Origin of the sequence: Caballeronia sp. LZ033 (assembly GCF_031451265.1) — a bacterium.
GTDB lineage: Bacteria > Pseudomonadota > Gammaproteobacteria > Burkholderiales > Burkholderiaceae > Caballeronia.
In genome coordinates this window covers 1097927-1121256 of record NZ_JARUXQ010000002.1, presented here as the reverse complement: position 1 = coordinate 1121256, position 23330 = coordinate 1097927, and the positions used below count along the sequence as shown (strand labels likewise).

Annotated in this window: 23 protein-coding genes; 12 read left to right on the top strand and 11 right to left on the bottom strand. The window is 60.7% G+C overall.

Annotation, left to right across the window (positions count from 1 at the left end; translation table 11 throughout):
* Window positions 1–124 precede the first annotated feature (124 nt).
* From QCE62_RS20840 to QCE62_RS20825, 4 genes are all read right to left on the bottom strand, one after another.
* On the bottom strand, window positions 125–562 hold the full coding sequence (locus QCE62_RS20840; protein WP_309922635.1) for a tetratricopeptide repeat protein: 438 nt from the start codon (window positions 560–562) through the stop codon (window positions 125–127).
* Window positions 526–3219: a tetratricopeptide repeat protein gene (locus tag QCE62_RS20835; RefSeq protein WP_309922632.1), complete on the bottom strand. Its 2694-nt coding sequence runs from the start codon at window positions 3217–3219 to the stop codon at window positions 526–528. Before QCE62_RS20835 ends, QCE62_RS20840 begins: the two co-directional genes overlap by 37 nt.
* Before the next feature lie 424 nt (window positions 3220–3643).
* Window positions 3644–4186: a carbonic anhydrase gene (locus QCE62_RS20830; protein WP_309922630.1), complete on the bottom strand. Its 543-nt coding sequence runs from the start codon at window positions 4184–4186 to the stop codon at window positions 3644–3646.
* Between the two features lie 38 nt (window positions 4187–4224).
* Complete coding sequence (locus QCE62_RS20825; RefSeq protein WP_309922627.1) at window positions 4225–5196, bottom strand: nitrilase-related carbon-nitrogen hydrolase; 972 nt, start codon at window positions 5194–5196, stop codon at window positions 4225–4227.
* 145 nt (window positions 5197–5341) lie between these two features.
* Between QCE62_RS20825 and QCE62_RS20820 the strand changes: the two genes are divergently transcribed.
* Complete coding sequence (locus QCE62_RS20820; protein WP_309922624.1) at window positions 5342–6298, top strand: GlxA family transcriptional regulator; 957 nt, start codon at window positions 5342–5344, stop codon at window positions 6296–6298.
* Window positions 6299–6312: 14 nt separating this feature from the next.
* Here the strand turns inward: QCE62_RS20820 and QCE62_RS20815 are convergent, their stop codons facing one another.
* Both QCE62_RS20815 and QCE62_RS20810 read right to left on the bottom strand, forming a co-directional pair.
* The gene (locus tag QCE62_RS20815; protein ID WP_309922621.1) at window positions 6313–7002 is read right to left on the bottom strand and encodes a response regulator transcription factor; all 690 of its coding nucleotides are present in this window, start codon (window positions 7000–7002) and stop codon (window positions 6313–6315) included.
* Between the two features lie 215 nt (window positions 7003–7217).
* The gene (locus QCE62_RS20810) at window positions 7218–8057 is read right to left on the bottom strand and encodes a helix-turn-helix transcriptional regulator (RefSeq protein ID WP_309922619.1); all 840 of its coding nucleotides are present in this window, start codon (window positions 8055–8057) and stop codon (window positions 7218–7220) included.
* Window positions 8058–8515: 458 nt separating this feature from the next.
* Here QCE62_RS20810 and QCE62_RS20805 point away from each other — a divergent pair, with 458 nt between their 5' ends.
* From QCE62_RS20805 to QCE62_RS20785, 5 genes are all read left to right on the top strand, one after another.
* Complete coding sequence (locus QCE62_RS20805) at window positions 8516–8653, top strand: hypothetical protein (protein WP_309815055.1); 138 nt, start codon at window positions 8516–8518, stop codon at window positions 8651–8653.
* Between the two features lie 202 nt (window positions 8654–8855).
* Complete coding sequence (locus QCE62_RS20800; protein WP_309922616.1) at window positions 8856–9848, top strand: aKG-HExxH-type peptide beta-hydroxylase; 993 nt, start codon at window positions 8856–8858, stop codon at window positions 9846–9848.
* Window positions 9841–10563 (top strand): class I SAM-dependent methyltransferase, encoded by a 723-nt coding sequence (locus QCE62_RS20795; protein ID WP_309922613.1) that lies wholly within the window; start codon window positions 9841–9843, stop codon window positions 10561–10563. Before QCE62_RS20800 ends, QCE62_RS20795 begins: the two co-directional genes overlap by 8 nt.
* Window positions 10564–10688: 125 nt before the next feature.
* Entirely contained in the window at window positions 10689–11870 is a 1182-nt protein-coding gene (locus QCE62_RS20790; RefSeq protein WP_309922911.1) for an ATP-grasp domain-containing protein, read from the top strand.
* Window positions 11867–12964 (top strand): hypothetical protein, encoded by a 1098-nt coding sequence (locus tag QCE62_RS20785; RefSeq protein WP_309922610.1) that lies wholly within the window; start codon window positions 11867–11869, stop codon window positions 12962–12964. The genes QCE62_RS20790 and QCE62_RS20785 overlap by 4 nt, the downstream gene beginning before the upstream one ends.
* 6 nt (window positions 12965–12970) lie before the next feature.
* Here the strand turns inward: QCE62_RS20785 and QCE62_RS20780 are convergent, their stop codons facing one another.
* The gene (locus tag QCE62_RS20780; RefSeq protein WP_309922607.1) at window positions 12971–13915 is read right to left on the bottom strand and encodes an AraC family transcriptional regulator; all 945 of its coding nucleotides are present in this window, start codon (window positions 13913–13915) and stop codon (window positions 12971–12973) included.
* 96 nt (window positions 13916–14011) lie between these two features.
* Here QCE62_RS20780 and QCE62_RS20775 point away from each other — a divergent pair, with 96 nt between their 5' ends.
* The 6 genes from QCE62_RS20775 to QCE62_RS20750 all read left to right on the top strand — a co-directional run bounded on the left by QCE62_RS20775 (window position 14012) and on the right by QCE62_RS20750 (window position 20096).
* The gene (locus tag QCE62_RS20775) at window positions 14012–14851 is read left to right on the top strand and encodes an oxidoreductase (RefSeq protein WP_309922604.1); all 840 of its coding nucleotides are present in this window, start codon (window positions 14012–14014) and stop codon (window positions 14849–14851) included.
* 88 nt (window positions 14852–14939) lie between these two features.
* Complete coding sequence (locus QCE62_RS20770) at window positions 14940–15512, top strand: sigma-70 family RNA polymerase sigma factor (protein WP_309922599.1); 573 nt, start codon at window positions 14940–14942, stop codon at window positions 15510–15512.
* A 17-nt stretch (window positions 15513–15529) separates the two neighbouring features.
* Entirely contained in the window at window positions 15530–15853 is a 324-nt protein-coding gene (locus QCE62_RS20765; protein WP_309922596.1) for a hypothetical protein, read from the top strand.
* A gap of 54 nt (window positions 15854–15907) precedes the next feature.
* A complete protein-coding gene (locus tag QCE62_RS20760) occupies window positions 15908–17686 on the top strand; it encodes an ABC transporter transmembrane domain-containing protein (RefSeq protein WP_309922594.1) in 1779 nt (592 codons plus the stop codon).
* A 97-nt stretch (window positions 17687–17783) separates the two neighbouring features.
* Window positions 17784–19583, top strand: coding sequence for a methyl-accepting chemotaxis protein (locus tag QCE62_RS20755; protein WP_309922591.1), 1800 nt, complete (start codon window positions 17784–17786; stop codon window positions 19581–19583).
* Between the two features lie 78 nt (window positions 19584–19661).
* The gene (locus tag QCE62_RS20750; protein WP_309922588.1) at window positions 19662–20096 is read left to right on the top strand and encodes a pyridoxamine 5'-phosphate oxidase family protein; all 435 of its coding nucleotides are present in this window, start codon (window positions 19662–19664) and stop codon (window positions 20094–20096) included.
* A gap of 55 nt (window positions 20097–20151) precedes the next feature.
* On the opposite strand, the gene QCE62_RS20745 is transcribed toward QCE62_RS20750, so the two are convergent.
* The 4 genes from QCE62_RS20745 to QCE62_RS20730 all read right to left on the bottom strand — a co-directional run bounded on the left by QCE62_RS20745 (window position 20152) and on the right by QCE62_RS20730 (window position 22940).
* Window positions 20152–21321 (bottom strand): zinc-dependent alcohol dehydrogenase, encoded by a 1170-nt coding sequence (locus QCE62_RS20745; RefSeq protein ID WP_309922586.1) that lies wholly within the window; start codon window positions 21319–21321, stop codon window positions 20152–20154.
* 2 nt (window positions 21322–21323) lie between these two features.
* Window positions 21324–21578 carry a hypothetical protein gene (locus QCE62_RS20740; RefSeq protein ID WP_309922584.1) on the bottom strand — a complete coding sequence of 85 codons (255 nt, stop codon included), beginning with the start codon at window positions 21576–21578 and terminating at the stop codon, window positions 21324–21326.
* Window positions 21579–21617: 39 nt separating this feature from the next.
* The gene (locus QCE62_RS20735) at window positions 21618–21998 is read right to left on the bottom strand and encodes a hypothetical protein (RefSeq protein ID WP_309922581.1); all 381 of its coding nucleotides are present in this window, start codon (window positions 21996–21998) and stop codon (window positions 21618–21620) included.
* A 66-nt stretch (window positions 21999–22064) separates the two neighbouring features.
* A complete protein-coding gene (locus QCE62_RS20730) occupies window positions 22065–22940 on the bottom strand; it encodes a manganese catalase family protein (protein ID WP_309922578.1) in 876 nt (291 codons plus the stop codon).
* Window positions 22941–23330: the final 390 nt, after the last annotated feature.

The following is a 23330-nucleotide window of genomic DNA, read 5'->3' as shown; positions in this document are numbered from 1 at the left end:
CGCGATCGGCCGCCCGCGTCCGGCCAACAAGCGACCTTCGCTGGCGTCACTGATGCAACACCGGCGATGAATCCTCGAGCGGCGCGTCCAATCACTTAAAGGTCATTCACGTCTGTGTTGGGCGTTAGCTTCGTTTAAGTTTTGCCAAGCCCTCGCGAGCTTCGCGCGCCCAGCGATACTCAGGTCGCACGCCAAGTGCCTCGAAGGCGTCAAGCGCCTCAAAAAAATCATTGGTCGCCTCTTCGTTTTCGCCGCAGAGCGCATGAAGCTTACCTCGATCCACTAGGAGCCGAAGAATCGCCAGGTCGCGCGGCGGTAGGCTTGTTGAAAACCGTTGTTGCGCCAAGCCGAATAAGTTAGCCGATTCTGCATAGCGCCCAGCGTCGCGGTACGTGCACGCAATATTGGCAAGCATCGTAACGGTCCAAGGGTGCTCAGGACCAAAACTCTTTTCGTAGATCGCTCGGGCGCGCTTATGCAGCGCCTCAGCGTCCGCGTAGCGCCCGGTGTCGCTGCACACGTTGGCTATATTCGCAAGCATCGTAGCGGTCCAAGGATGCACTGGACCGAAAATTTTTTCGTAGATCGTCCGCGCGCGCTCAGCAGCGCCTCGGCCTCGGAGTAGCGGCCGCTGTCACTGTACACGTTGGCAAGATTAGCGAGCGTCGTGGCGGTCGAGGGATGTTCCGGGCCGAGGGTTCTCTCCTGAATTGCTAGGACGCGCTTATGCAGTGCTTCGGCCTCGGCATAGCGCCCGGTGTCGCGGTATCCGCAGGCAAGATTAGCGAGCGTCATGGCAGCCAAGGGATGCTCTTGACCGAGAGTTTTCTCCTGGATTGCCTGGACTCGCTTGTACAGCGCCTCGGCCTCGGCATAACGCCCGGTGTCGCGGAATACCCTGGCAAGATTGGCGAGCGTCTTGGCGGTCGAGGGGTGCTCTAGGCCGAAGATTTTCTCCTTGATCGCCCGTACTCGCTCTTGCAGTGCCTCGGCCTCGGCATAACGCCCGGTGTCAAGGTAAAGGCTTGCAAGATTACCAAGCGTCGTGGCGGTCAGCGGATGCTCCGGGCCAAGGACTTTCTCCCGGATCGCCCAGACGCGCTTAAACAGCGGCTCGGCTAGCGCATAGCGCCCGGTGTCGCCGTACACGCTAGCAAGGTTGGCGACCGTTGCGGTGGTCCAAGGGTGCTCTGGACCGAAAGTTCTCTCTTGGATCGCCTGGACGAACTCATACAGTGCCTCCGCCTCGCCGTAGCGACCCGTGTCGCGGTAGACCTTGGCAAGATTGGCGAGTGTCGTGACGGTTGAGGGATGCTCCGCACCTAGGGCTCTCTCTTGGATTACCCGGACGTGCTCATATAGCGCCTCGGCTTCGACATAGCGCCCAGTGTCGCCGTATAAGTTGGCAAGACTGGCGAGTGTCCTGGCTGTTGACGGATGATTCGGACCGAGAGTTCTCTCTTGGGTCGCCTGGACCCGCTTATACAGTGCCTCGGCCTCGACATAGTGGCCGTTTGATAATGCGGCGGCCGCGAGCCACGACCAGATGGTTGTTGTCAACCGGTGCTCTGCGCCATAATTGGTCTCTGCCAACGGAAGAACAAGCTGACACACTTCTTCCAAAATGCGCCATTTGCCTGCCTCATCAAGTTGAGGCATTTGAGTGCTGGCCCAATGAACCGCCTTTTTTTGGTCGAACTGAGATAAATGCCTGATCGCCGCCAATACGGCTGGCTCTTGTTCTTGCGCAACCGTGCTTAATTCGCTTGATCCGCTTCGAATATCGAACCAGTCAAACAACGCTTGATGGATGTCCCGGTACAACTCCGGTCTGTCGTCCTGCTCGCGTTTCTGCAGCGCTTTTCGCAACAGGTTGTGGACAAAGCGAAGCCCCTCTCTCTCTTCAGAAATTAAACTTCGGCCATAAAGACGAGACCAGTCTGTGCTCGCCCGACCACCAAGAAATTTGTCGCTTAGCATATCCAGCACCTCCGAATCGAGGGCGGATAGATAACTGGCAACGCGCAGGAGCTTATCGCTTTCGCCGTCAAGGTGTTCCAAAAACCGGGCAAGAATCTGTGGCTGATCGCTCCCAAAATCTTCGGGACGCGGCACTCTGCCTTGGGCTGTGATGTTCCGATAGGTCAGGGCCTGCAGCTCGAGATAAAAAGGCAAATAAGCTTCTGTCTGTTCATCTACCGTGTGGCTTTCACCACTAGAGGATCCAGCGATCATGCGTATTCGTATCGTTGATTCCTGAACTCGCCACTTGATAAGGAGCGCGTTAGCATCGCGCCGGTTCAAACCGCCGAGTAAATATTCACTAATGACATCATTCCAGCGCGCCTCCGGATCTATTTCGTGCCACCGCAACTTGTCTCGTCCAAAGATAATGAACATGACACCGGGCGAATCCTGGACCAAAAGCCTTACCCAGTCGTCGATGCGCAGGGCCCCGGGGCCATCTCTCAGGCCACGGCCGCGCCACAAGGCCTCGTAGGTGTCCAGCATGATAACTATCCGTGGCGGCCGCTTACGAGCTAGCGCGTCCATTAAGTCGGCGCCAAAACAACTCGGCAACCGACGAAGCAATGCATCCTGCGAAAGTTCGTCGATATCGTAGAGCGTCCGGCCGCCGCTATCATTCCACCAGTCGATGAACGTCTGCCCCGCTTTCCCTAGCAGCTTAGTACCATATTTGGTAATCAAGCTGAAGCCAGGTATGGCGTGCACCGCCCCGCCTAGCTCGCCCAGCGCGAACATCGCTTGAAGCAGGGAGTCGAGATAGGGCGCGCCTGCGGTGAAGAAGCGAGTTCGCAGGTCTTTGAGATCGACGTCTGGCTGGGTTAGCGCCAAGTAACGCAGGCAGGCGAATTCAAACGTCGGAAAGTGCAGTCCTGACGTCGCGTGAAGTTGTCCGCGGATCGCCAGCAGGGCGGTTGCGATGGCGCGATTGTTAGCGTTTTCAAAGTCAATGAGCGCGTGCGCGAGAGGAGGAATAGACCGCGCGGTCGCCTGCTTCGACTTCAAAATTCGATCGAACTCCTCGACCAGCGCGGTCTTGCCCTGGCCGCCGACTCCAAACCACGAAAGAATTCGATATTCCGCTGAAAGTTGAGGTTTATCAAGGTTCTCTTTAAATCGCTTTTTTGACACCTCACGGTCGGTAAAAAGCTCACTTGGAAGCGGTTGCGGTTGCGAGTGCGTTGGCGTCGGCATTCCAAATACCTCTCATGAACGTGGACTAGTAGCCACATGGCGTACCCGGCAATGCGCAAAAATTGGAACGTGATGCATGAGCGCACGCCTCGAATCTAAGCCCTCAGGGTATCGCAGGTTGTCGGTTCGTTACAGTACTCGCTGCGCGCGGCTGAATGGCTGCTGTGCTTTGGAATGTGCCACAGGAGTCACGACATGGTGGCCGGCCGCTCCGGGTCGATTTCGCCTTTTGGTCGGGAGGCGAACCGCTGTTCGCGATGACCGTAGTTGTGAACGACCGGTGTCGAGGGGTTGAAGAGCCGTCCCGCCGGCAAACGACGAACGTCCGCAAAGGCCGAATAGCAGACCCGACACAATGCGGAGTTTGTTCAAGCCGGAGACCGTCGCTCTACGTCGCGATAGTACGGCGCACCTCAATCCAACTTCAGCCCGAAGTATCCCGCAACGCCCCAGGCGGAACAACAACCTTCACCCGCCCCGTCTTAACGTCATAAACCACCCCCGAGACGACGAGCCTATCGTCAAGATCCATGTTCGCGCGGACCGCAGCGACATCAATCGCCACAGCCTCATACGGATCGGTGACAGCGAGTCCATCAAGCTTATCCGCGTCAACATCGAGATGCTTCGCCAGCAAAGCGGGCGCATGCTTATAGCACCCGATGATCCCGCAATCCGTATGTTGTAGCAGCACAAGATTCCGCGCCCCATCGGGCCGACCTGCGGCCTTCGATACGACTCTCAGCACCGCGAGTGTCTCTAGCAGGTTCTTATTGACCCGCCCACCGACATTACGAATCACAGCCGCCTCACCCTGCTTCAACCCAAGCACATACGCAGGATCCACCCGAGGGTCAACACAACCGACGACGATGGTTCCCGTCGAAGGCATCATCTTCAACTCGGACGCGAACTCGGCGCTTACGAATTCGGCATTGCGTTCCAGCATGACATTGTTGAAGTCCATCTTGCCTGCTCCTATAAGTGACTCAAATCACACTAAGCTCAAACAATCTCCGCCTCATCGCCCATCGCAAACCCCGACCTCTCCACAACATGCAACTTCGGCTCCCGATCGATGACGAGCCCGAGCACATCCGGCCGACTGTAATGCCCGCGTGAATCCATCATCCGTTTGCGCTTATCGATCTGCCAGAAGTCCACATCCGCGATGACTTCCCCTTCACCCTCCCTCAACGGCGCGCCCCCCAAATACTCTCCTTCAGGCGAAACAATCGCGGTAAAGCATCCGCTGGAAATCGGCCCGACTTGAGTCGTATTGGTATCGCGCAAGATCTGCTGTTGCTGCTCAGAAGTGAGCCATGCCGTAGCATTGACGACGAACGCCCCAGCCTCCAGCGCATGCTGCCGGATATTCACCGAAATCTGCTCCGAAAAAAGATCCCCAGCAAACGACCCCGGATACATGGCCGAATGAATCTCTTCCCCGTCGGCCATGAGCGCATAACGGGCGAGCGGGTTGTAGTGCTCCCAGCAGGCCAACTGCCCAACCCGCCCCACAGCCGTATCAACAGCCCGCAAACCCGACCCATCGCCCATTCCCCATACCATTCGTTCGTGATAAGTCGGCGAGAGTTTCCGACGCCGCTGCACGAGCGTGCCATCGGCATCAAACAGCAGTTGAGTGTTGTAGAGCGTTCCACCGTCGCGCTCATTGACGCCGATGGACACCACCATGCCCGCCTGCCGCGCCGCCTCACCGATGGCGCGCGTCATATCCGAAGGCACCGTCACCGCTTGCTCGAGCAGCTTGTAATGCTCCGCCCCCATCGCAAACGGCGATTCGATGAAAGAAAAGTACGGATAATAGGGAACGACAGTCTCAGGAAACGTCGCGAACTGAACGCCTTGTTTAGCGAGTTCCAGAATCTTCCTTATGACCTTATCAACGGTCCCTTCCCGGCTATAGAGAACAGGTGCGATCTGAACGGCGGCGGCCCGAATGATTTTCGACATGGCGGCGATCCTTGTTGCTGCGAAGCGGTGAGAGAAGTGCTTGTACCTTAGCGTCGCGAGCTATTACGATCCATGTCGTTGTTGCCACCTTTCATGACATCCCCAAGCCCCAAAACCGCAGAACCGCAGAACCGCAGGATCAACCATGCACCGTGTTGGCTTCATAGTGCCGAGAAGATTCCAGATGATGAGCCTCGCCGCCCTGACGGTGTTCGAGGTCGCGAACCTGCCGCACGGAGGCCAGAGCTACGACGTCCACGTGTTGTCTGAACACGGTGGTCCTGTCGAGTCATCGGGCGGCATGAAGCTGGAGACTGAAGCGTTCGGCGATGCCGCGTTCGACACGGTCATCGTGGGCTCGATCACGGAGATGAGCATCCCGTCATCGGCTCCAGCCGTAGTGGCTTTCGTGCAAGAGGCAGCAAGAGCATCGAGACGGATCACATCGATATGCAGCGGCGCATTCGTCCTGGCCGAAGCCGGATTGCTGGACGGCAGGCGCGCCACCATGCACTGGGCGCATGCAGCAGAATTCAGGGCACGGTTTCCAGACGTCATTACGCAGGAAGACCGGATCTTCATTAACGACGGCCCCATCTGGACGTCGGCCGGAATGACGGCGGGCATCGATCTCGCACTGGCATTGCTCGAAAACGACCTCGGTGCGGAGACCGCGAAGAGAGTGGCGCGACTCCTCGTCATGAATCAGCGTCGTCTCGGCGGGCAGATGCAGCACTCCGCGCTACTCGACATGACGCCCAAGTCCGACCGTATCGAACTGGTCCTCACGCACATTCGCCGCAACCTGCGCAATCCGCTCACCATCGAGGAACTGGCCGACGTGGCCAACCTCAGTCCTCGTCAGTTCAGCCGAGCCTTCGCTGCCGAGACGGGGCAATCACCGGCCAAAGCCGTGGAACAGCTTCGCCTGGAAGCAGCGCGATTCATGATCGAGCAGGGCCGGCACACGATCAACGTGGTGGCGCAGGAAACGGGATTCGCGGACCGGGAAAGGATGCGCCGCGCGTTCCTTCGCACCTTTGGTGTGCCCGCAGACGTCCTGCGCAGAAGCGCCCGGCGGGAACCGGTCACAGACAGCTAGCGAGCGTTATCACATCAATGCGCCATGGCCGCACGAGAACCCTGTTCCCCCCGAACCAGCATCCATCCCATCCCGCGCACATTCCGAATGAGCGCACGTCCATACCGCTTGCGCATTGAGTGAATGAGCACGTCGAGCGCATTGCTCTCGACTTCCTTGCCCCACCCATAAATCCGCTCTTCCAGTTGCGAGCGCGAGAGAATCGCACCAGGCCGCTCAAACAACGCATGCATCAGCGCGAACTCCCGCGCCGACAGCAACGAAGCCGCCCCATCCCTCCACAGCGTCCGATGATCGAGATCGAGTCCGATCTGTTCATCGCCGATACGGGACGTCGCATATCCCGCCTGGCGCCGCAGAACAGCACGAATGCGGGCGAGCACTTCACGCACATCGAACGGTTTGAGCACGCAGTCATCCGCGCCGCTATCGAGGCTGCGCACACGTGCATGCGGGTCGCTTGACGTCGTGAAGGTCAGAACAGGCACCTTGTTACCCGCTTCACGAGAAGCACGCAGCAAATCAAGACCCCCGCCGCATTCGAGTCCAAGATCGAGCAGCACAAAAGCGTAATAAGCCGCATGAATCGCAAGACCGCCGGCGCGCGAATCGCGCACCCAGTCGACTTGATAATCCGCTTCCTTCAGCGCACGGAAAAGGCTTTGACCGACTTGCAGATCGTCTTCAATGAGTAACACGCGCATGATGTCCCTTCTTTCCTGGCGACGGTCCGTCGCAATCAATTCAAGGAGGCTGAACAGCGTCTGTTCATTCGAGATCCGAACTATGGTGAACAGACGCTTCAGAAGATGAGCCCGGCGCCGCGTTTTATTGAGTGCGATCAGTCGAGCAAATGCAGTGTAGATCGATCATTTGTTCATGTCTGTCCTATCGAAACAGGACAGACATGCGAGGTGCATCAACCGAGCAATGCCGTCAGCGCAACGAGTTCGCGCTGCGTCGCGATGCCAAGCTTGGCAAGCGCGCGTTGCTTGTACGTCACCACACTGGCCGGAGAGAGTTCGAGCATCGCGCCCACGGTCTTCGCGGTCTCACCGCTTCCTAGCAGCTTCGCGACACAGCGCTCGCGCTCCGATAAAGCCGTATGCCACTTCACCGACACTTCCCGTGGCACGCGAGGCGTGGCGCATAGCCGTGTGTGAATGGAAACGAGCGAAGCGAGCAACTCAGTGAAGGCCCAGATGCGTGCCTTGTCCTGATCGGTGAAACAGCCCATTTCCTTCGAGCGATAGAGGCTGAGATAAGAGGTGTGCTCCACATCGGGAACGACGATGGACAACTTGTCCACCAGACCCGGCTCCACGAAGAAGCGTTCGAAATAAGCTTCGTTGAAAGTGTATGCGGGCATCAGGGACCGCATCGCCGGCGTGCATGAGGCATCTCCGGAGACAGAGAATTCGCGCACCAGCGGATCTTCCCGATAGCATCCGCCGATATAGGCCTCTGTCAGTCGAGCGCCAACGCCCCTGCGGCGGCTCGCAAACGCCGCCATTTCCGCATGACGCGGCTTGACGTTCACCAGTGCGCAGTGATCGATCTCGACCAGTCCTTCAAGCGCACCAATCAAGCCGATGCCGAAGTCCTCGGTGCCAGCCGAGCGCACACAGTGAGTGAAGGGAAGAATGCCTGCACAGTCTCGCGGTTTCATAAGATTGCTCATAGCCTTGAAAACGATGCCATAGGGATCGCGCTCGAGCACCATGAGCAGATAGTCGACTGAGCGCAGGTCGTCTATCACTGGAAATGCGCGGTGAGAGCACCGCATCACTCCGTCTGAACCAATTCTGTACCAACTAGAAGCTTACTAACCGCCATATGTCCACTTGAATACCAGTGGTTCAGTGGGCGCTATCTTAAGAACGCCAATCAGGCCAGTCTTGGCGCTCTGACCCAAGAAAAGCGACGATTTCAGCACAATTTCATGATTCGGTATTCGCACGATCGTGCAACTGGTCATGGAGATGTCGCATCGCAGCAATTCAATCCGAACGTTCGGGACGGCTCGTCGTTTTTCGGCATGTGCGTGTCGCGGGCTGGATGGTTTCCGATCCCTCCGCGTGGCTGGCGCCCAACCCTCGAGGCAACCGTCACACCCATAACTTTGCGCTAACAGATGCGGCCTACATTCATGACTGGACGCTGGTTCTCACCTGAGAAAGCAGATTGATCCAATTCACCTCACTTTGGAGAAGCATCATGAATGCAACTGTGAATCTGACCAACGAGCAAGTCATCAACGACCTCATCGCGCCGCAGGAACAAGCGTTCACGCTGCCCGAAGGCATCGTCGCCGACGGCACGGACTTCGTTCCCACTGTCCAGTACCTGATGTGACCGCACGCGGGGCGCGCAGTCGCTACGACGTCATGTAGCGGCTCGCCGCCCCGCGATTCTTCCGTTCATGCGGACGCGTCGAGCGTTCGCCAGTCCGATGAAAACCACTCCCCGAATTCTCCTTGAACCGGACCTGTGCCAAGACCTCGTGCTGCCATCCTCCGGACGCAGCACCCTCATACGGACCGCCTTGCAGGAGAACATGAAAGACTCTCTGCAAAAGGTTCTGCCGCCGATTGCTCGTTTGCTGCCGGATTCGGCTGCCGGTCTTGAGGATGAAGTCGAAGGACTGGACACCGCGCGCCGCTTTTCTCCGCGTCTGTACTTCGACTACTTCACGCTGCTTCAAGGCATGGCGCAGTCGGACGGTCGTGCCGTCGCCGCGCGCTGTGCAGCCTTGCGCAGGTGTCTGCACATGCCTTACGCGGATCGCTTTGAAGTTCGCGAACGGATGGATGAAATCGCGCTGTCTTTCATGCGCGCTCACCGGACCGCGACGCTGTCCGAAGCAAGTCATCTCGCGATCGACGCTCAAGAATCCGTTACGTACCCCGGATACACCGGCAGCATTCCCCGCTGGACAGCCGCATCGGCGCGCCGTCATCTCGCGACGCTGCAAATGGCGCTCGCCGCGAGCGAGCCTCATCTCGCGGACGAGCTCTCCAGTCTGGTTTCCGTCGTGCAGTTGATGCCGCAGTCGTTTTCCGCCGAAGCCGCATCGAGTCTTGCGGCGTTCGGTACGGTCCTCGTGCGGCCGCCGATGGATTCGCCCGAGAAGTCCACGCGGTTCTTCTACTTCGATCGCATTGTTCACGAGTCAGCGCATATCTATCTGAACATGCTCATGACTTTCGATCCGCTGCTGACGAACGGCGCGGCGCTTGCCGAGTCGCCTGCACGACAGACGCTGCGGCCCTTGAAGGGCGTTCTGCATGCGCATTTCGTGTTCTTCCGTCTGCTGCATGCCTATCGGCACGCGCCGGATGCTATCCGCAACACCGAGGCGCCCTGTCCGTCGCGTGCCGAGATGGATCGCATGAGCCTGTCCGCGCTGCCGCTGTCCTTTGCTGCACGAGAGGCGGTCTATCTCGACAAGTTCATTCAGGGAGACTCGATCCTCCGGTCATCGGCGGCATTCACGCCGTGCGGCCAGCGCTTTTTCGATGCAATGACGGAGACCCTGTGTCATGTGTGATTCTCCATTGCGCGTGCTCGAGCAACGTCTCGTCGAACGCCTGAGCCAGTTGAAGCCGTATCCCGACACGCTGCTGGAGATGGGATGCGGCGAAGGCCGTACGCTGCTTGCCCTGAAGCACGGGCACAACATCCACGTCAGTGGCGTGGACGTTCACGAGCCTTCACTGTCTGCCCTGAAGCACGCCGGTGTCGATGCACGAGCGTGCGACATGCGCAGCCTCCCATTCGAAGACAACACCTTCGACTGGGTGCTGATCGCCAACTCGCTGCACCACATTGCCAATCCGAGGGACGCCATCCGGGAAGGCGCGCGCGTGGCCCGCCACGGTCTTGTCATTTGCGAGCCATGGCTCGACCAGACGATCGCCTCGCAGCGCACGACTTACACACTATGCGAGTGGTCGAACTCACTGCTGCAAAGCTTTGGCTTCTTTCATCGCGCCGGTCTTTCCGCTGGCGAGATTCTGGAATCGATCGACTTCGCCGCAGCGTCCGCCGAAGTGCATCAGGAACTGCACATTGCACGCTGGAACGTGCAGCAATGGCTGGCGGATCTCGAGCCCTGGATCGACAAGCTGTCCCACGATCATTACCTGCGCTGGCGCCTCAATCAATTGCTCAGGACCTTGCCCGTGAGCGCGGCGACCGAAGCCGGCCAGACGATCGTCGTCATCAGGAAGGCCCCCGCGCGCGCAGACTCCTTATCTTCCTAGAGGCACTTTCCGTGAAACTTCAAAGGCAGGTCATTGTTATCGTCGGTGCGGACCGCAAGGGTTTCTATATCGGGCCGACGTTGCATGGGCGTGGTTATCAATGCGTGCATGTGAGAACAGGTCCGATGGCAGCGGACGCCACTTCGGCGTGCCCCGACTGGTGCAGCCGCGAGATCCAGCTGACGTCGCACGATGACGCGGCAATTCTCGAACTCGTTGCCGAGCTGAAGCCCTATCAGGTCAAGGCTATTGTCGTGGCGGGGGACAGCGGCGTCATTCCTGCGAACAAGCTGGCGCAGTTCTTCGACGTTCCGTGCAATCCTGCCGGAAGTGCACGCCTGCATCGTCACAAGTACCACATGGTCGAGGCGCTGCGCCTCAATGGTGTTCCGTGCGCGGCGCAATTTCATTCGCATGATCTCGACGCCATCCTGACATGGTATGAAACGTCCGGCTTCAGGCGCGTGGTCATGAAGCCCGCGCTCGGCGCGTACTCGGATGGCGTCGGCATCTGCGAAAGCAAGGCCGAGATTGCCGCGATCTTCGAGCGCAATATCGGCCGCCTGAATGTGGTGGGCGAGACCAAGGATGAATATGTCATCCAGGAACATCTCGAGGGCCGCCACTTCGTCGTGAATACCGTGTCGGTAGCAGGGCGGCACTTCGTGACGGATATCTGGCATGAAGTGAACCATCACCGGGGCACGCAGATCATCGACGAATACGCGGACTCGGTGCGCCGCGACGCCCCCGATTTTTCCGTTCTGTCGGCCTATGTGCACGACGTTCTCGATGCCTTGCAGATCCACAACGGCGCGGCTCACACCGAAGTCATGCTGACGGCAGACGGTCCTCGTCTGATCGAAACGGGTGCGAGGCTGGCGGGTGGCATCGACTACTCGGTCGTCGAGGAATGCCATGGCTATAGCCAGGTCTCGGTACTGGCGGACAGTGTGATCGCGCCTCATCTCTTCGAGGCGAGACAGGCGGCGTGCGTGACGGCGCCCGTGCGTCATGCCCGCTTCATCTACATGAATTCGCAGTTTGCCGGTACGGTGGCCGAACAGCCCCACCTCGCGCGCTTCCTGTCCGTGCCGGGCCTCATGAGCATCAAGCTGACATTCGCAAAGGGCGCAAGGCTCGAACGAACCGGGCAGACGTTCGGACATCCCGGTTACGCGATGCTCGTCGCGGATAGCCCGCAAGAACTGGCCCGCGACTACGCTCACTTCCGCGCGATGGAAACAAGCTTCTTTTGCGAAGCCACGAACGCCGGCGCAGACTCTGAATGGGAGCACGCAGCATGAACCACACTTTGTGGCTACGGGCCGAATACAGAACAAAGGAACGTCGGACCCCGCTGATTCCCGTTCATGCGGGCATTCTGGTCAAGAACGGTTTCACGGTATGCGTCGAATCATCGGAGAAACGCATCTATCCCGATTCCGCCTATTCGGACGTGGGATGCACGCTCGTCGAAAGCGGCAGCTGGCGTTTCTCCCATCGTGACACGCTGGTTCTCGGCCTCAAGGAATTGCCGGATGCAACGTTCCCGCTGCGGCATCGGCATATGTACTTCGCGCATGCCTTTGAACGGCAGCAGGGAGCGGCCAGTCTGCTCGCACGCTTCGAACGCGGCGGCGGCTTCCTGTACGACCTCGAACAGATCAAGGACAACTTCAGCGCGCAACTGGTCACGGGCGGCGCAGGTTATCTCGCCGGCATGGCCGCGGCAACGGCGTGCCTCGACATCTGGAAGCAAAAGCAAGGCGTTCGCGCCGGGCGCTACCATGTGCCGGAGCAATTCACGAGCGTGAATGAACTCGTGCGTTATGCACGAGCCCTTGTGCGCGATGATTTCCGCGCGCCGCGCACGCTGGTGATCGGACATCAGGGTAAATCCGGCAGCGGCGTGACGTGGCTGCTCGACGAACTCGGACTCGCGTACGATCGCTCACCGAAAATCACGCAGGATCATCCCGAACTTCGTGAGCGGCTTCACGACTACGAACTCGTCTTCAATTGCATCAAGCTGGCCGCCGATACGCCGCTGTTCCTCAACGATGCAATGATCGGCCCGCATACGAAGATCAGGTTGATCGGCGACGTGAGTTGTGAAGCGACGCATCCGCGCAATCCCATTCCGCTGTATTCGGCCCCGACGAGTTTTGCCGAGCCGGTCTGCCGCGCGAAGTCGGGCATCGAGATCATGGCCATCGATAACATTACCGCGATGCTGCCGGTGGAATGCAGTCAGATGCTGAGCGAGCAGATCTTTCCTTATCTTTGCTATTTCATGCTTGCAAGAGACGTGCACGACGCTTCGCCTTTTCAGCGCGTGGCCAAGGCATTCCACGCCGCCTGCATCGATGCGAGACGCACTGAATCGACGGCTGCCTGACGCACTTCAATGCGACGACACATACTCCGCACCATCGAACGCCGCCGGTATGGCAAAACTCTCGCGCATGCGTCGGGTTTCCGCCGCCGGCGTCAGTCCGAACAAGCGCTTGAATTCGCGATTGAACTGCGAGGCGCTGGCATAGCCCACGGCCATGCACGCGGCCTCCGCCGTCAGTTCCTCTCGCACCATCAGCAAGCGTGCCTGATGGAGGCGCGTCGACTTGACGTACTGCATCGGCGAGACCTGGGTGATGGACTTGAAGTGGCTATGGAAGCTCGGCACGCTCATTCCGGCTTCCTCGGCCAGTTGCGTGACGTCGAGCGCCTGCGCATATCCGGCATGGATCATCCGCAATGACTTGCCGATCCGCCCGAACTGTCCGCGCATGGCCAGCGCCTCGCGCATCGCGCTGCCTTGCGCGCCGGTGAGCACCCTGAAGTACAACTCGCGCAGCAGGCCCGGACCCAGCACGGCGGCGTCCAATGGCCTGTGCAGCGCTTCGAGGAAGCGCAGGACGGAGCCCTGCATTGCATCGTCCATGGGCGTGGACATCATGCTTTGAGGCGCCTGCACGGCCGCCGCGACGCCCGTGCGATCGATCTCCACCGCAAGCTCCGCTGCCAGCGTGAAGTCGAGATGGAGATAGAGTGCGAGCAGGGGGCGCTCGGCGCTTGCATCGGTTTCCATGCTGAACGGCACGGGCACGGACACCGCCAGATAATGATCCTCGTCGTACAAATACAGGCGTTCGCCGAAATAGCCGCGCTTGCGTCCCTGACACACGATCACGATGCCCGGGTCATACAGGACCGGCGTGCGCGCCAGCGGCCGGTCCGAGCGCAGGATGCGCACACTGGGCAAAGTAGTGAGGTTATAGCCTTCGTCGGGCGCGAGCGAGCGCAGCAGCGCAATCGTGCGTTTGCGGCCGGATGAGGACTGATTGCTCATAGTTTTAGGCAACATAAATAGCGATTTGTGGCTGATCCGTCTCGCCAAAGCATACTATTCTGCCTACTCCGAAACACATCACGGAGAAAATATTCCATGGCATCCACCCAGAAAACCCTGCTCATCACGGGCGTCAGCAGCGGCTTCGGCCGGGCGCTCGCAGTGGAGGCGCTGGCGGCGGGACACAAGGTCGTCGGTACCGTGAGAAGTGAAGAAGCGAAGCGTGAATTCGAGGCTTTGTCTTCGAACCACAGCGCCTTCGCGCGCGTGCTGGACGTGACCGACTTCGACGCCATCGAGCCTGCTGTCGCCGAGATCGAGCGCACCATCGGTCCTGTCGACGTGCTCGTGAACAACGCCGGCTATGGTCACGAAGGCGTCATGGAGGAATCGCCGCTGTCCGAGATGCGCAAGCAGTTCGACGTCAACGTGTTCGGCGCGGTCGCAATGATGAAGGCCGTCCTGCCCTTCATGCGCGAACGTCGGCGAGGCCACATCCTGAACATCACGTCGATGGGCGGCTTCATCACCATGCCCGGCATCACTTATTACTGCGGCAGCAAGTTCGCGCTGGAAGGCATCTCCGAAGCGCTCGGCAAGGAAGTGGCGTCGTTCGGCATCGCCGTGACCGCCGTTGCGCCCGGCTCCTTCCGCACCGACTGGGCGGGCCGTTCGATGCGTCGCACGCCACGTTCCATCGCGGATTACGATGCGGTCTTCGATCCGATCCGCCAGGCGCGCGAGGAGAAGAGCGGCAAGCAACTGGGCGATCCGCGCAAGGCGGCGCAGGCGATGCTCACCGCCATCGCGTCCGGCCATCCGCCTGCGCATCTCCTGCTCGGCAGCGATGCGCTCGGGCTCGTGAGAGGCAAGCTGTCCGCCATGGAGAGCGAGTTGCGCGAGTGGGAAACCGTGACGGTCTCGACGGACGGCTGAAGCAAGCGTCACTGCCTGCACGGTCAAAGAAATAAAAAATAATCCGGGCACGCCACAATATCTCCGTCCCCGAAACGTCATCACGGGTATGGAAACGCCGCACACCCCGAGTCCACTGCCGGAACAGGATCGTGAAATCGCAGCTGCCGTCGCCCGTGAGCGGCCGCGGCTGCGCAACTTCATTCGCCGGCGGGTGATCGATCAGGACGACGCCGAGGACATTCTCCAGGACGTGTTCGAGGAACTGGTCGAGGCCTACAGGCTGACGGATCCGATCGAGCAGATGGGCGCATGGCTGTTCCGCGTCGCGCGCAACCGGATCATCGACCGGTTTCGCAAGAAGAAGGAAACACCGCTTCCCATCGACGACAACGAGACCGATGAAGACTACCGGCTCGACCTCGCGCTGCCTTCGCCGGAAGCAGGCCCCGAGGCCGCGTACGCACGCGCCGCGCTGCTTGCAGCGCTACAGGCCGCGCTCGACGAACTGCCTGCCACTCAGCGCGATGTCTTCATCGCCCATGAACTCGACGGCCGCAGCTTCAAGGACATTGCGGCTGCGACGGGCATCGGCATCAATACGCTACTGGCGCGCAAGCGTTATGCGGTGCTGCATCTGCGTGCCCGCTTGCAGGCGTCCCACGACGATTTCGAATCTTGAACGGAAGGAGAGATGACATGAGGTTTCGCCGCAAATTTTTCGCCAAGGCAGTGCTGTTCGTGCTTTTCATCGCGGCAGTGGGCTGGGTGGTCATGCGACTGTATAACTGGGTCGTGCCGGGACTTTTTGTCGATGCCCAGATGATCGACTATCCGCGCGCACTTGGCCTGCTGGTTCTGTGCCGCATCCTGTTCGGCGGCTTTCGGGCACGCGGCGGACGCGGCGGTTGTCACGGAGGCCGGCACTGGCAACGCTGGCAGCGCATGACGCCAGAAGAACGCGAGCAACTGCGCGACAAGATGAGCGCCGCTTCGCGCGGCAATCCGGAAAGCGGTCTGTGAATCCGTCACTCGATAGATTGATACCATCGGCTCATTCACCGCTCATTCCCGCTCATGTCATCTGCTGAAGCTTCCACCCGCCGTCTGGGTCCGCTCTTCGCGCTCGGTCCTTTCCTGCGCCCTTATGCCGGGCGCTGGGCGCTCGCGTTCCTGGCGCTGCTCACCTCGGCGGGCGCGACGCTCGCCTTGCCGATGGCCTTTCGCTATCTGATCGACCGCGGTTTCGCGAGCGGCAGCCGCGCGCATATCGATCGTTATTTCATTGCGCTCTTCATCGTCTCGCTGATTCTCGCGGGCGCGACGGCGCTGCGCTTCTACTGGGTGTCATGGCTCGGCGAACGCGTGACCGCCGACCTGCGCCGCGCGGTCTACGATCACATCATGCGCATGAGCCCGCAGTTCTTCGAGTTCACGCAAACCGGCGAAGTCCTCTCGCGCCTCACCACCGACACCACGCTGATCCAGACCGTGGTCGGCACCAGTCTCTCGCTCGGCTTGCGCAACGCGCTGCTGGCGGCGGGCGGCATCGGCATGCTGGTGCTGACGAGCCCGGTGCTGTCCGGTTACATCATTGCCGTGCTGATCGTGGTCGTCGCGCCCATCGTGTTCTTCGGGCGGCGCGTGCGCCGGCTGTCGCGCGCCAGTCAGGACACGGTCGCGAACGCCAGCGCGCTGGCCGGCGAAGTGCTCAACGCGATGCCGACCGTGCAGTCCTACACGCAGGAGACGGTCGAGTCGAAGCGCTTCGGCGCGGCTGTGGAAAGGGCCTTTCAGACCGCGCTGGCCCGCATCCGCGCGCGCGCCGCGCTGACCGCCGTGGTCATCGTGTTCGTCTTCGCGGCCATCGTGTTCGTGCTCTGGCTCGGCGCACAGGCGGTGCTGGCGGGACAGATGTCGGCGGGACAGTTGTCGCAGTTCATTCTCTATGCAGTGTTCACGGCGGGCGCCGTTGGCGCGCTTGCCGAGGTCTGGGGCGATCTCCAGCGCGCCGCCGGCGCCACCGACAGGCTCATGCAACTGCTCGCTGCGCGCTCGCCGGTCACGGAGCCGTCCACGCCCGTGCCGATGCCGTCCAAAGGCGAGGGCATCCGCTTCGATCAGGTGGGCTTCTCGTATCCATCGCGTCCGGGCATCGAGGCGCTTTCAGCGTTCTCGCTCGCGGTGCGTCCCGGTGAACACGTCGCGCTGGTCGGGCCTTCCGGCGCGGGCAAGACGACGCTGTTCCAGCTGCTGCTGCGCTTCTACGATCCGCAGTCGGGCACCATCTCGATCAACGGCGTACCCACGCGGCATCTGTCGCTCGACACGTTGCGGCAGTTGATCGGCGTCGTGCTGCAGGACTCGGTGATCTTCTCAGGCAGCGTGCTCGCCAATATCCGCTACGGCATGCCCGATGCATCGTCCGAGCAGGTGCGCCGCGCGGCGGACATGGCGGCTGCGGCGGACTTCATCGAGCAGCTTCCGGAAGGCTATGACACCTTCCTCGGCGAGCGCGGCGTGCGGCTCTCGGGCGGGCAGCGGCAGCGCATTGCCATTGCACGCGCCATTCTTCGCAATCCGCCCATCCTGCTGCTCGACGAGGCCACCAGCGCCCTCGACGCCGCCAGCGAGCGGCTCGTGCAAACCGCACTCGATAACGCCGCGCAGAACCGCACGACGCTGGTCATCGCGCACCGGCTCGCCACTGTGCAGCAGGCCGACCGCATCGTGGTGATGGAGCATGGGCGGATCGTCGCGCAAGGACGTCACTCGGAACTGTTGCGCGACTCGCCCTTGTACGCCCAGCTTGCAGCGCTCCAGTTTGGTGCAATGGCCGCCAGCGACGCCGTTTAGAACATTCCGCTAAAACTCTGCCGCTCGCGTCTCAAGTTTCTCCTGACAGGGCCGTAATGTCTGAAAATAACTTTTCAGCAGGCACTTAAGGGGATACATGTTTTCGACCATTCGTTCGCGCGTCGTCACGGCCAGCATTGCTGTGCTGGTGATCGCGCTCATTGCCAACGCCGCGCTCAGCTATACGGTCGCGCGTTCCTATAACAACAAGACGATCAGCGAGAACCTGTCCGCCGTGGCGAGCGGCCATGTCAGCGGGATCGGCGAATGGATTGCGTCGAAGAAGCAGATGATCGTGTCGATCCAAGATGCGGCGCTCTCGCCGGACCCGGTGCCGCTCTTCAAGCAGATTGCAGCGGCGGGCAATTTCGTCAACGTGCTCGCCGGCTACGAGGACAAGACTTCGCTCTTCTCCGAACCCACCAAGCTCCCGCCCGACTATGATCCGCGCACGCGCCCCTGGTACACGGCGGCGGTCAGCGCAGGTGGCCCGGTAGTCACGGCGCCGTACATGGATGTATCGACGGGCAAGCTGATCGTCGCGTTCACGCAGGCGCTGAAGCGTGACGGCAAGCTCGCGGGCGTGGTCTCGGGCGCGGTCGCGATGGACTCGGTCATCGACAACGTGCTCTCCGTGCACCCGACGCCCGCCAGCTTTGCCGTGCTCGTGGACGGCAAGGGTTCGATCGTCGCGCACGCGGACCGCAAGCTGACCGGCAAGCCGCTCACGGACCTGTTCCCGGACCTGTCGGGCACGGCGTTGAAGAACCTGATCGGCGCAGCCGAGCCGCTCGATACCCACGCCGGCACGCAGGACGTGCTCGCTCATGCGCGCGCGGTGCCCGGCACGGACTGGACCCTGATCATCGCGCTCGACAAGGCCGAAGCCACTGCCGGCATGCGCTCGATGATCGTCACGTCTGCCATCGCGCTGTTCGTGATCATTGCGCTCGGCGCGCTGATTGTCGGACTGGTGACGTCGATTGCGCTCAAGCGGCTCTCGTCGATTCGCGACGCGATGGATTCCATCGGCTCGGGCACGGGCGACCTCACGCAACGGCTGCCCGCCGACGGCAACGACGAAGTCGCGCAGATCGCGCGTGCCTTCAACACCTTCATCAAGAAGCTGCATGACGTGATGACGCGCGTGCGGGATTCGAGCGAATCGGTGCGGCTTGCATCGAGCGAGATCGCGGCGGGCAATCAGGACTTGTCGGGCCGCACGGAATCGGCGGCGGCGAGCTTGCAGCAGACGGCGGCGTCGGTGGAGGAAATCAGCTCGACCATTGCGCACTCCACCAAGGCCGCCAATCAGGCCAACGTGACGGCAGCATCGGCGGCGGCGACGGCGTCGGCGGGCGGTCAGGTGGTCGGCGAGGCGATCACCATGATGACCGAGATCGAGGATTCGTCGAACCAGATCGGCTCCATCATCGGTGTCATCGATGCCATTGCCTTCCAGACCAACATCCTTGCGTTGAACGCGGCCGTTGAAGCGGCGCGTGCTGGCGAACAGGGACGCGGCTTTGCGGTGGTGGCGTCGGAAGTGCGCGGGCTTGCTGCGCGCAGCGCTCAGGCGGCGAAGGAGATCAAGAGCCTCGTGACGTCGACGGTCGATGCCGTGGCGTCCGGTTCGACCCAGGTTCGCAGCGCGGGCGAGACGATGAACGAGATTGTCGGCAGTGTGGCGAATGTCTCGACCATCATGGCAGAGATAACGGATGCGGCGAACGAGCAGACCCGCGGCATCCAGGAAGTGAACAAGGCCGTGTCCCAGCTCGATCAGATGGTCCAGCAGAATGCGGCGCTCGTCGAGCAATCGGCGGCGGCGGCTTCGGCCTTGCAGACGCAGGCGATGGAACTGGCGATGGCCGTGAGCGAGTTCAAGCTGTCGTAGTTCTGACTGACGCGTGGCATGCCGGTTGCGTGAGTCCGGCTCATGACCCTCTGACAACCACTATCAGGAGCATGAGCCATGACTACATTGACCCTCGAACAAGTCGCCGAGAAGATGGCGGACATCGACTTCGCGATGCTCTCCACGCGCGCGCTGAATGGCAACATCGCCGTCCGGCCGATGAGCAACAACCGCGATGTCCGCTTCGACGGCGACAGCTACTACTTCACGTCGGAAGAGACGCACATGGTGAAGGAGATCAAGGCGGACGCGAAGGTTGGGCTGTCGTTCACGGGCGCGACGGGCGCGGGCGGGAAGCCGCAGTTGTTCGTGGCCGTTGAAGGCAACGCCGAACTGATCCGCGAGAAGCCCGCGATGAAGGAGCACTGGAACGAAGACATCGCGAAGTGGTTCTCGGATGGCTTTGCAACGCCGGGTATCGTGCTGATCAAGGTGAGCGCCGAGCGCGTGCATTACTGGCTCGGCGAGGAAGACGGCGAGATCGTGTTGTAATTTGCGATGCAACCGCGCCATCCTTGCTGATGGCGCGGTAATTACCTCCAAACGTTCAAGGCGTCAGCACCACCTTGATGCAGCCATCCTCCTTGTCCCTGAAAGTCTCATACATCTGCGGTCCGTCCTCGAGCTTCATGCGGTGCGTGATCACGAACGACGGATCGATCTGACCTTCCTCGATACGCTTCAACAAGTCTTCGCTCCAGCGATTGACATGCGTCTGGCCCATGCGCCAGGTCAACCCCTTGTTCATTGCAGCGCCAAAAGGGATCTTGTCGATCAGTCCGCCATAAACGCCGGGAACGGACAACACACCCGCCGGCCGGCAAACGTAGATCATCTCACGCAGCACATGCGGCCGGTCGCTTTCGAGCATGACGGCTTGCTTGACGCGGTCGTAGATGCCATCGAACGAGCGCGTTGCGTGCGATTCCATGCCGACCGCATCGATGCATTTTTCCGGTCCCTTGCCTTGGGTGAGGTCGCGCAACCGGTCGAGCACGCTTTCTTCCTTGAAGTTGATGGGAATTGCACCCGCTGCCTGCGCCATGGCCAGGCGCTCGGGAACCTGGTCGATGACCACCACCTGCTTCGCGCCCAGCAGCACAGCGCTGCGCACCGCCATCTGTCCGACGGGGCCCGCGCCCCATATCGCGACCGTATCAGTCGGCTCGATCTCGCAGTTCACCGCCGCCTGCCAGCCGGTCGGAAAGATGTCGCCGAGAAAGAGCACTTGCTCGTCGGTGAGTGCGTCCGGAATCTTGATGTGCGTCTTGTCCGCAAAGGGAATGCGCACGTACTCCGCTTGACCCCCGGCATAACCGCCCGTTAAATGGGTGTAGCCGAACAGGCCGGCAGTCGTGTGGCCAAATAACTTCTCCGCCGTGTCCTTGTTGCGATTGGAACGCTCGCACACGGAAAAATTGCCGCGCTTGCATTGATCGCACTCGCCGCACGTGATGGTGAACGGCACGACGATCCGCTCGCCAATCCTCAAAGCCGTGTTGTCGTGGCCCACTTCGACCACTTCTCCCATAAACTCGTGGCCCATGACGTCGCCGTGTTTCATACCGGGCATGAAGCCGTCGAAGAGATGAAGGTCCGAGCCGCAGATGGCACAGGTCGAGACCTTGATGATGGCGTCGCGCCCGTCTTCGATCTCCGGATCGGGAACCGTGTCGTAGCGAATGTCTTTCTTGCCATGCCAGACGAGTGCTTTCATGTCTACCTCCTGGCGCCTTGCTGTGGATGAGAAGACTGTGCAGGATCGGGTTCGAGATCCGGATCCTTGTGATCGTGCTCGGGCGTATAGGCGCCTTCTTCCGGATGATCCTTGCCCTTTGGAACCAGGCTCGCGTCCATGTTGCCGTGTTCGCGCTGCCGTATGGTTCCGTCGGGCTTTTCATCGACATCGCCGGCGCCGAGTTCCTCGCGCCGCTGGTCGGCCCGTTCGACGGGATCGGAAGGTTCGTTGTTCATGGTCGCTCCTTCGTGGCTGTGTAAAGAAGACGGCGCCCCTCAAGGCGTCAGGCGCTTCACCACTTCGCCTTCCGTATCGAGAATCACATTCGGGCGCGGCGCGTCGGCGGTATCACTGACGTCGTAGACGATTCGGGCGTGGTCGGTGCCGCGAGGGGTAACGAGCGTCGCCATGACGTCTGCCGCGGTGGCATGCAACGTCTCCATTGCTTCCGTCGCGTAATTCAGCGCATAGCTCGGCCAGCGGGCAAACAACGCAGGTTGATCAGCTTCTCCGGCGAGTGCCGTGTCGATCGTCTTCCGGTTGAGTTCGCTGAACTGCCTCAGCGCGTCGTTCATTGTCAGCGACAAGCGCAGACAGGTCTCGACGTTGGCGCGGTAAAAGTCAAGGCTCGGCGGGTTGAGCGTAGGTGACAGCATGGCTACTCCTGAATAAGGTCGTCGAAGCAATGCCTCGGAGGCGGCACCCGCCTCCGAGGCGCACTCTTACACCTGGTTGGCCTTGCCCGCACCGAGATCCGCACCCGTGGTCGGATCCGCCGCCGGGTCCGACGCCGTGCGCGACGCCATGGCCTGAAGCGTCTCCACATCCTGCTCCGAGACATTCACGGTCGCCAGTCCATCGCCGCCATCCACGGCCGGCTGCGGGTCTTCGATGAAGCGCCAGTCGCCGCCTTCGTTCCACGGACCGCGCATGTCTTCGCCCTTGGACATGTTGTAGTAGACGCTCGTGAACTCTGGATTGCCGGGCAACTTGCCTTGCGGGAAGTTCGGTTGAATGGAATGCAGCGCCTTCTCGAAGGACTTCTGGTGCGCGATCTCACGCGTCATCAGGAAGCCCAGCGCTTCCTTGATGCCGGGGTCGTCAGTCACGTTGATGAGGCGTTCATAGACGATCTTCGCGCGCGCTTCGGCGGCGATGTTCGAACGCAGGTCGGCGGTCGGCTCGCCGATGGTGTCGATATAGGCCGAGGTCCAGGGCACGCCCGCCGAATTCGTCAGCGGCGCGCCGCCGCCATAGAGAATCGACGTGATATGCGAGTCATTGCCCGCGCCGGTCAGCGAGCGATACATCTCTGCCTCGGATTCAACGCCCTCGGCCAGCTGGCCCTTGGCGCCCTTGTTCAGCATGGCGACAATTGAACCGATGATTTCGAGGTGACTGAGTTCTTCAGTGGCGATATCGAAGAGCAGGTCCTTGCGGCCCGGATCGTCCTCGGCCACGGCCTGGGTGAAATAGCGGCAAGCGGCGGCGAGTTCGCCTTGCGGCCCGCCGAACTGCTCGAGCAGCAGATTGGCCAGCCCCGGATTCGGGGAAGCAACGCGAACGGTATATTGCAAACGCTTGTTGTGCACGAACATGGCGGAAGCTCCTTATCGTAGGGACGAGCGCAGTCCTTGCGCGGACTGCGCAAATGTCGAAGATGAAAAGTGGGTGCTCGAAAAATTGACCGAGAGGAGCGCCATGGCGTCACTTGCAGTCTTGCTTTCCGAGTCTCAGCGCGACGGACGTGCGCTGGCGTGATGCGGCGAGCCGCTGTTCAACGAAGATGAGCCGAGCCTTGAGTGATCGATGCTCGGTTGCATGATCAGTCGAGCAACGGTTGTGCCCACGGATCGAGCGACCATGCATATGACATCGGTCACGCCGGGCACACTCCGCTGACCGATTCGATCGGACGTGCACTTGGAAAGAAGTACACGTTACACTTTGAATATCGCGCCCCGATGACCTGAGGATGCCACTCAGGG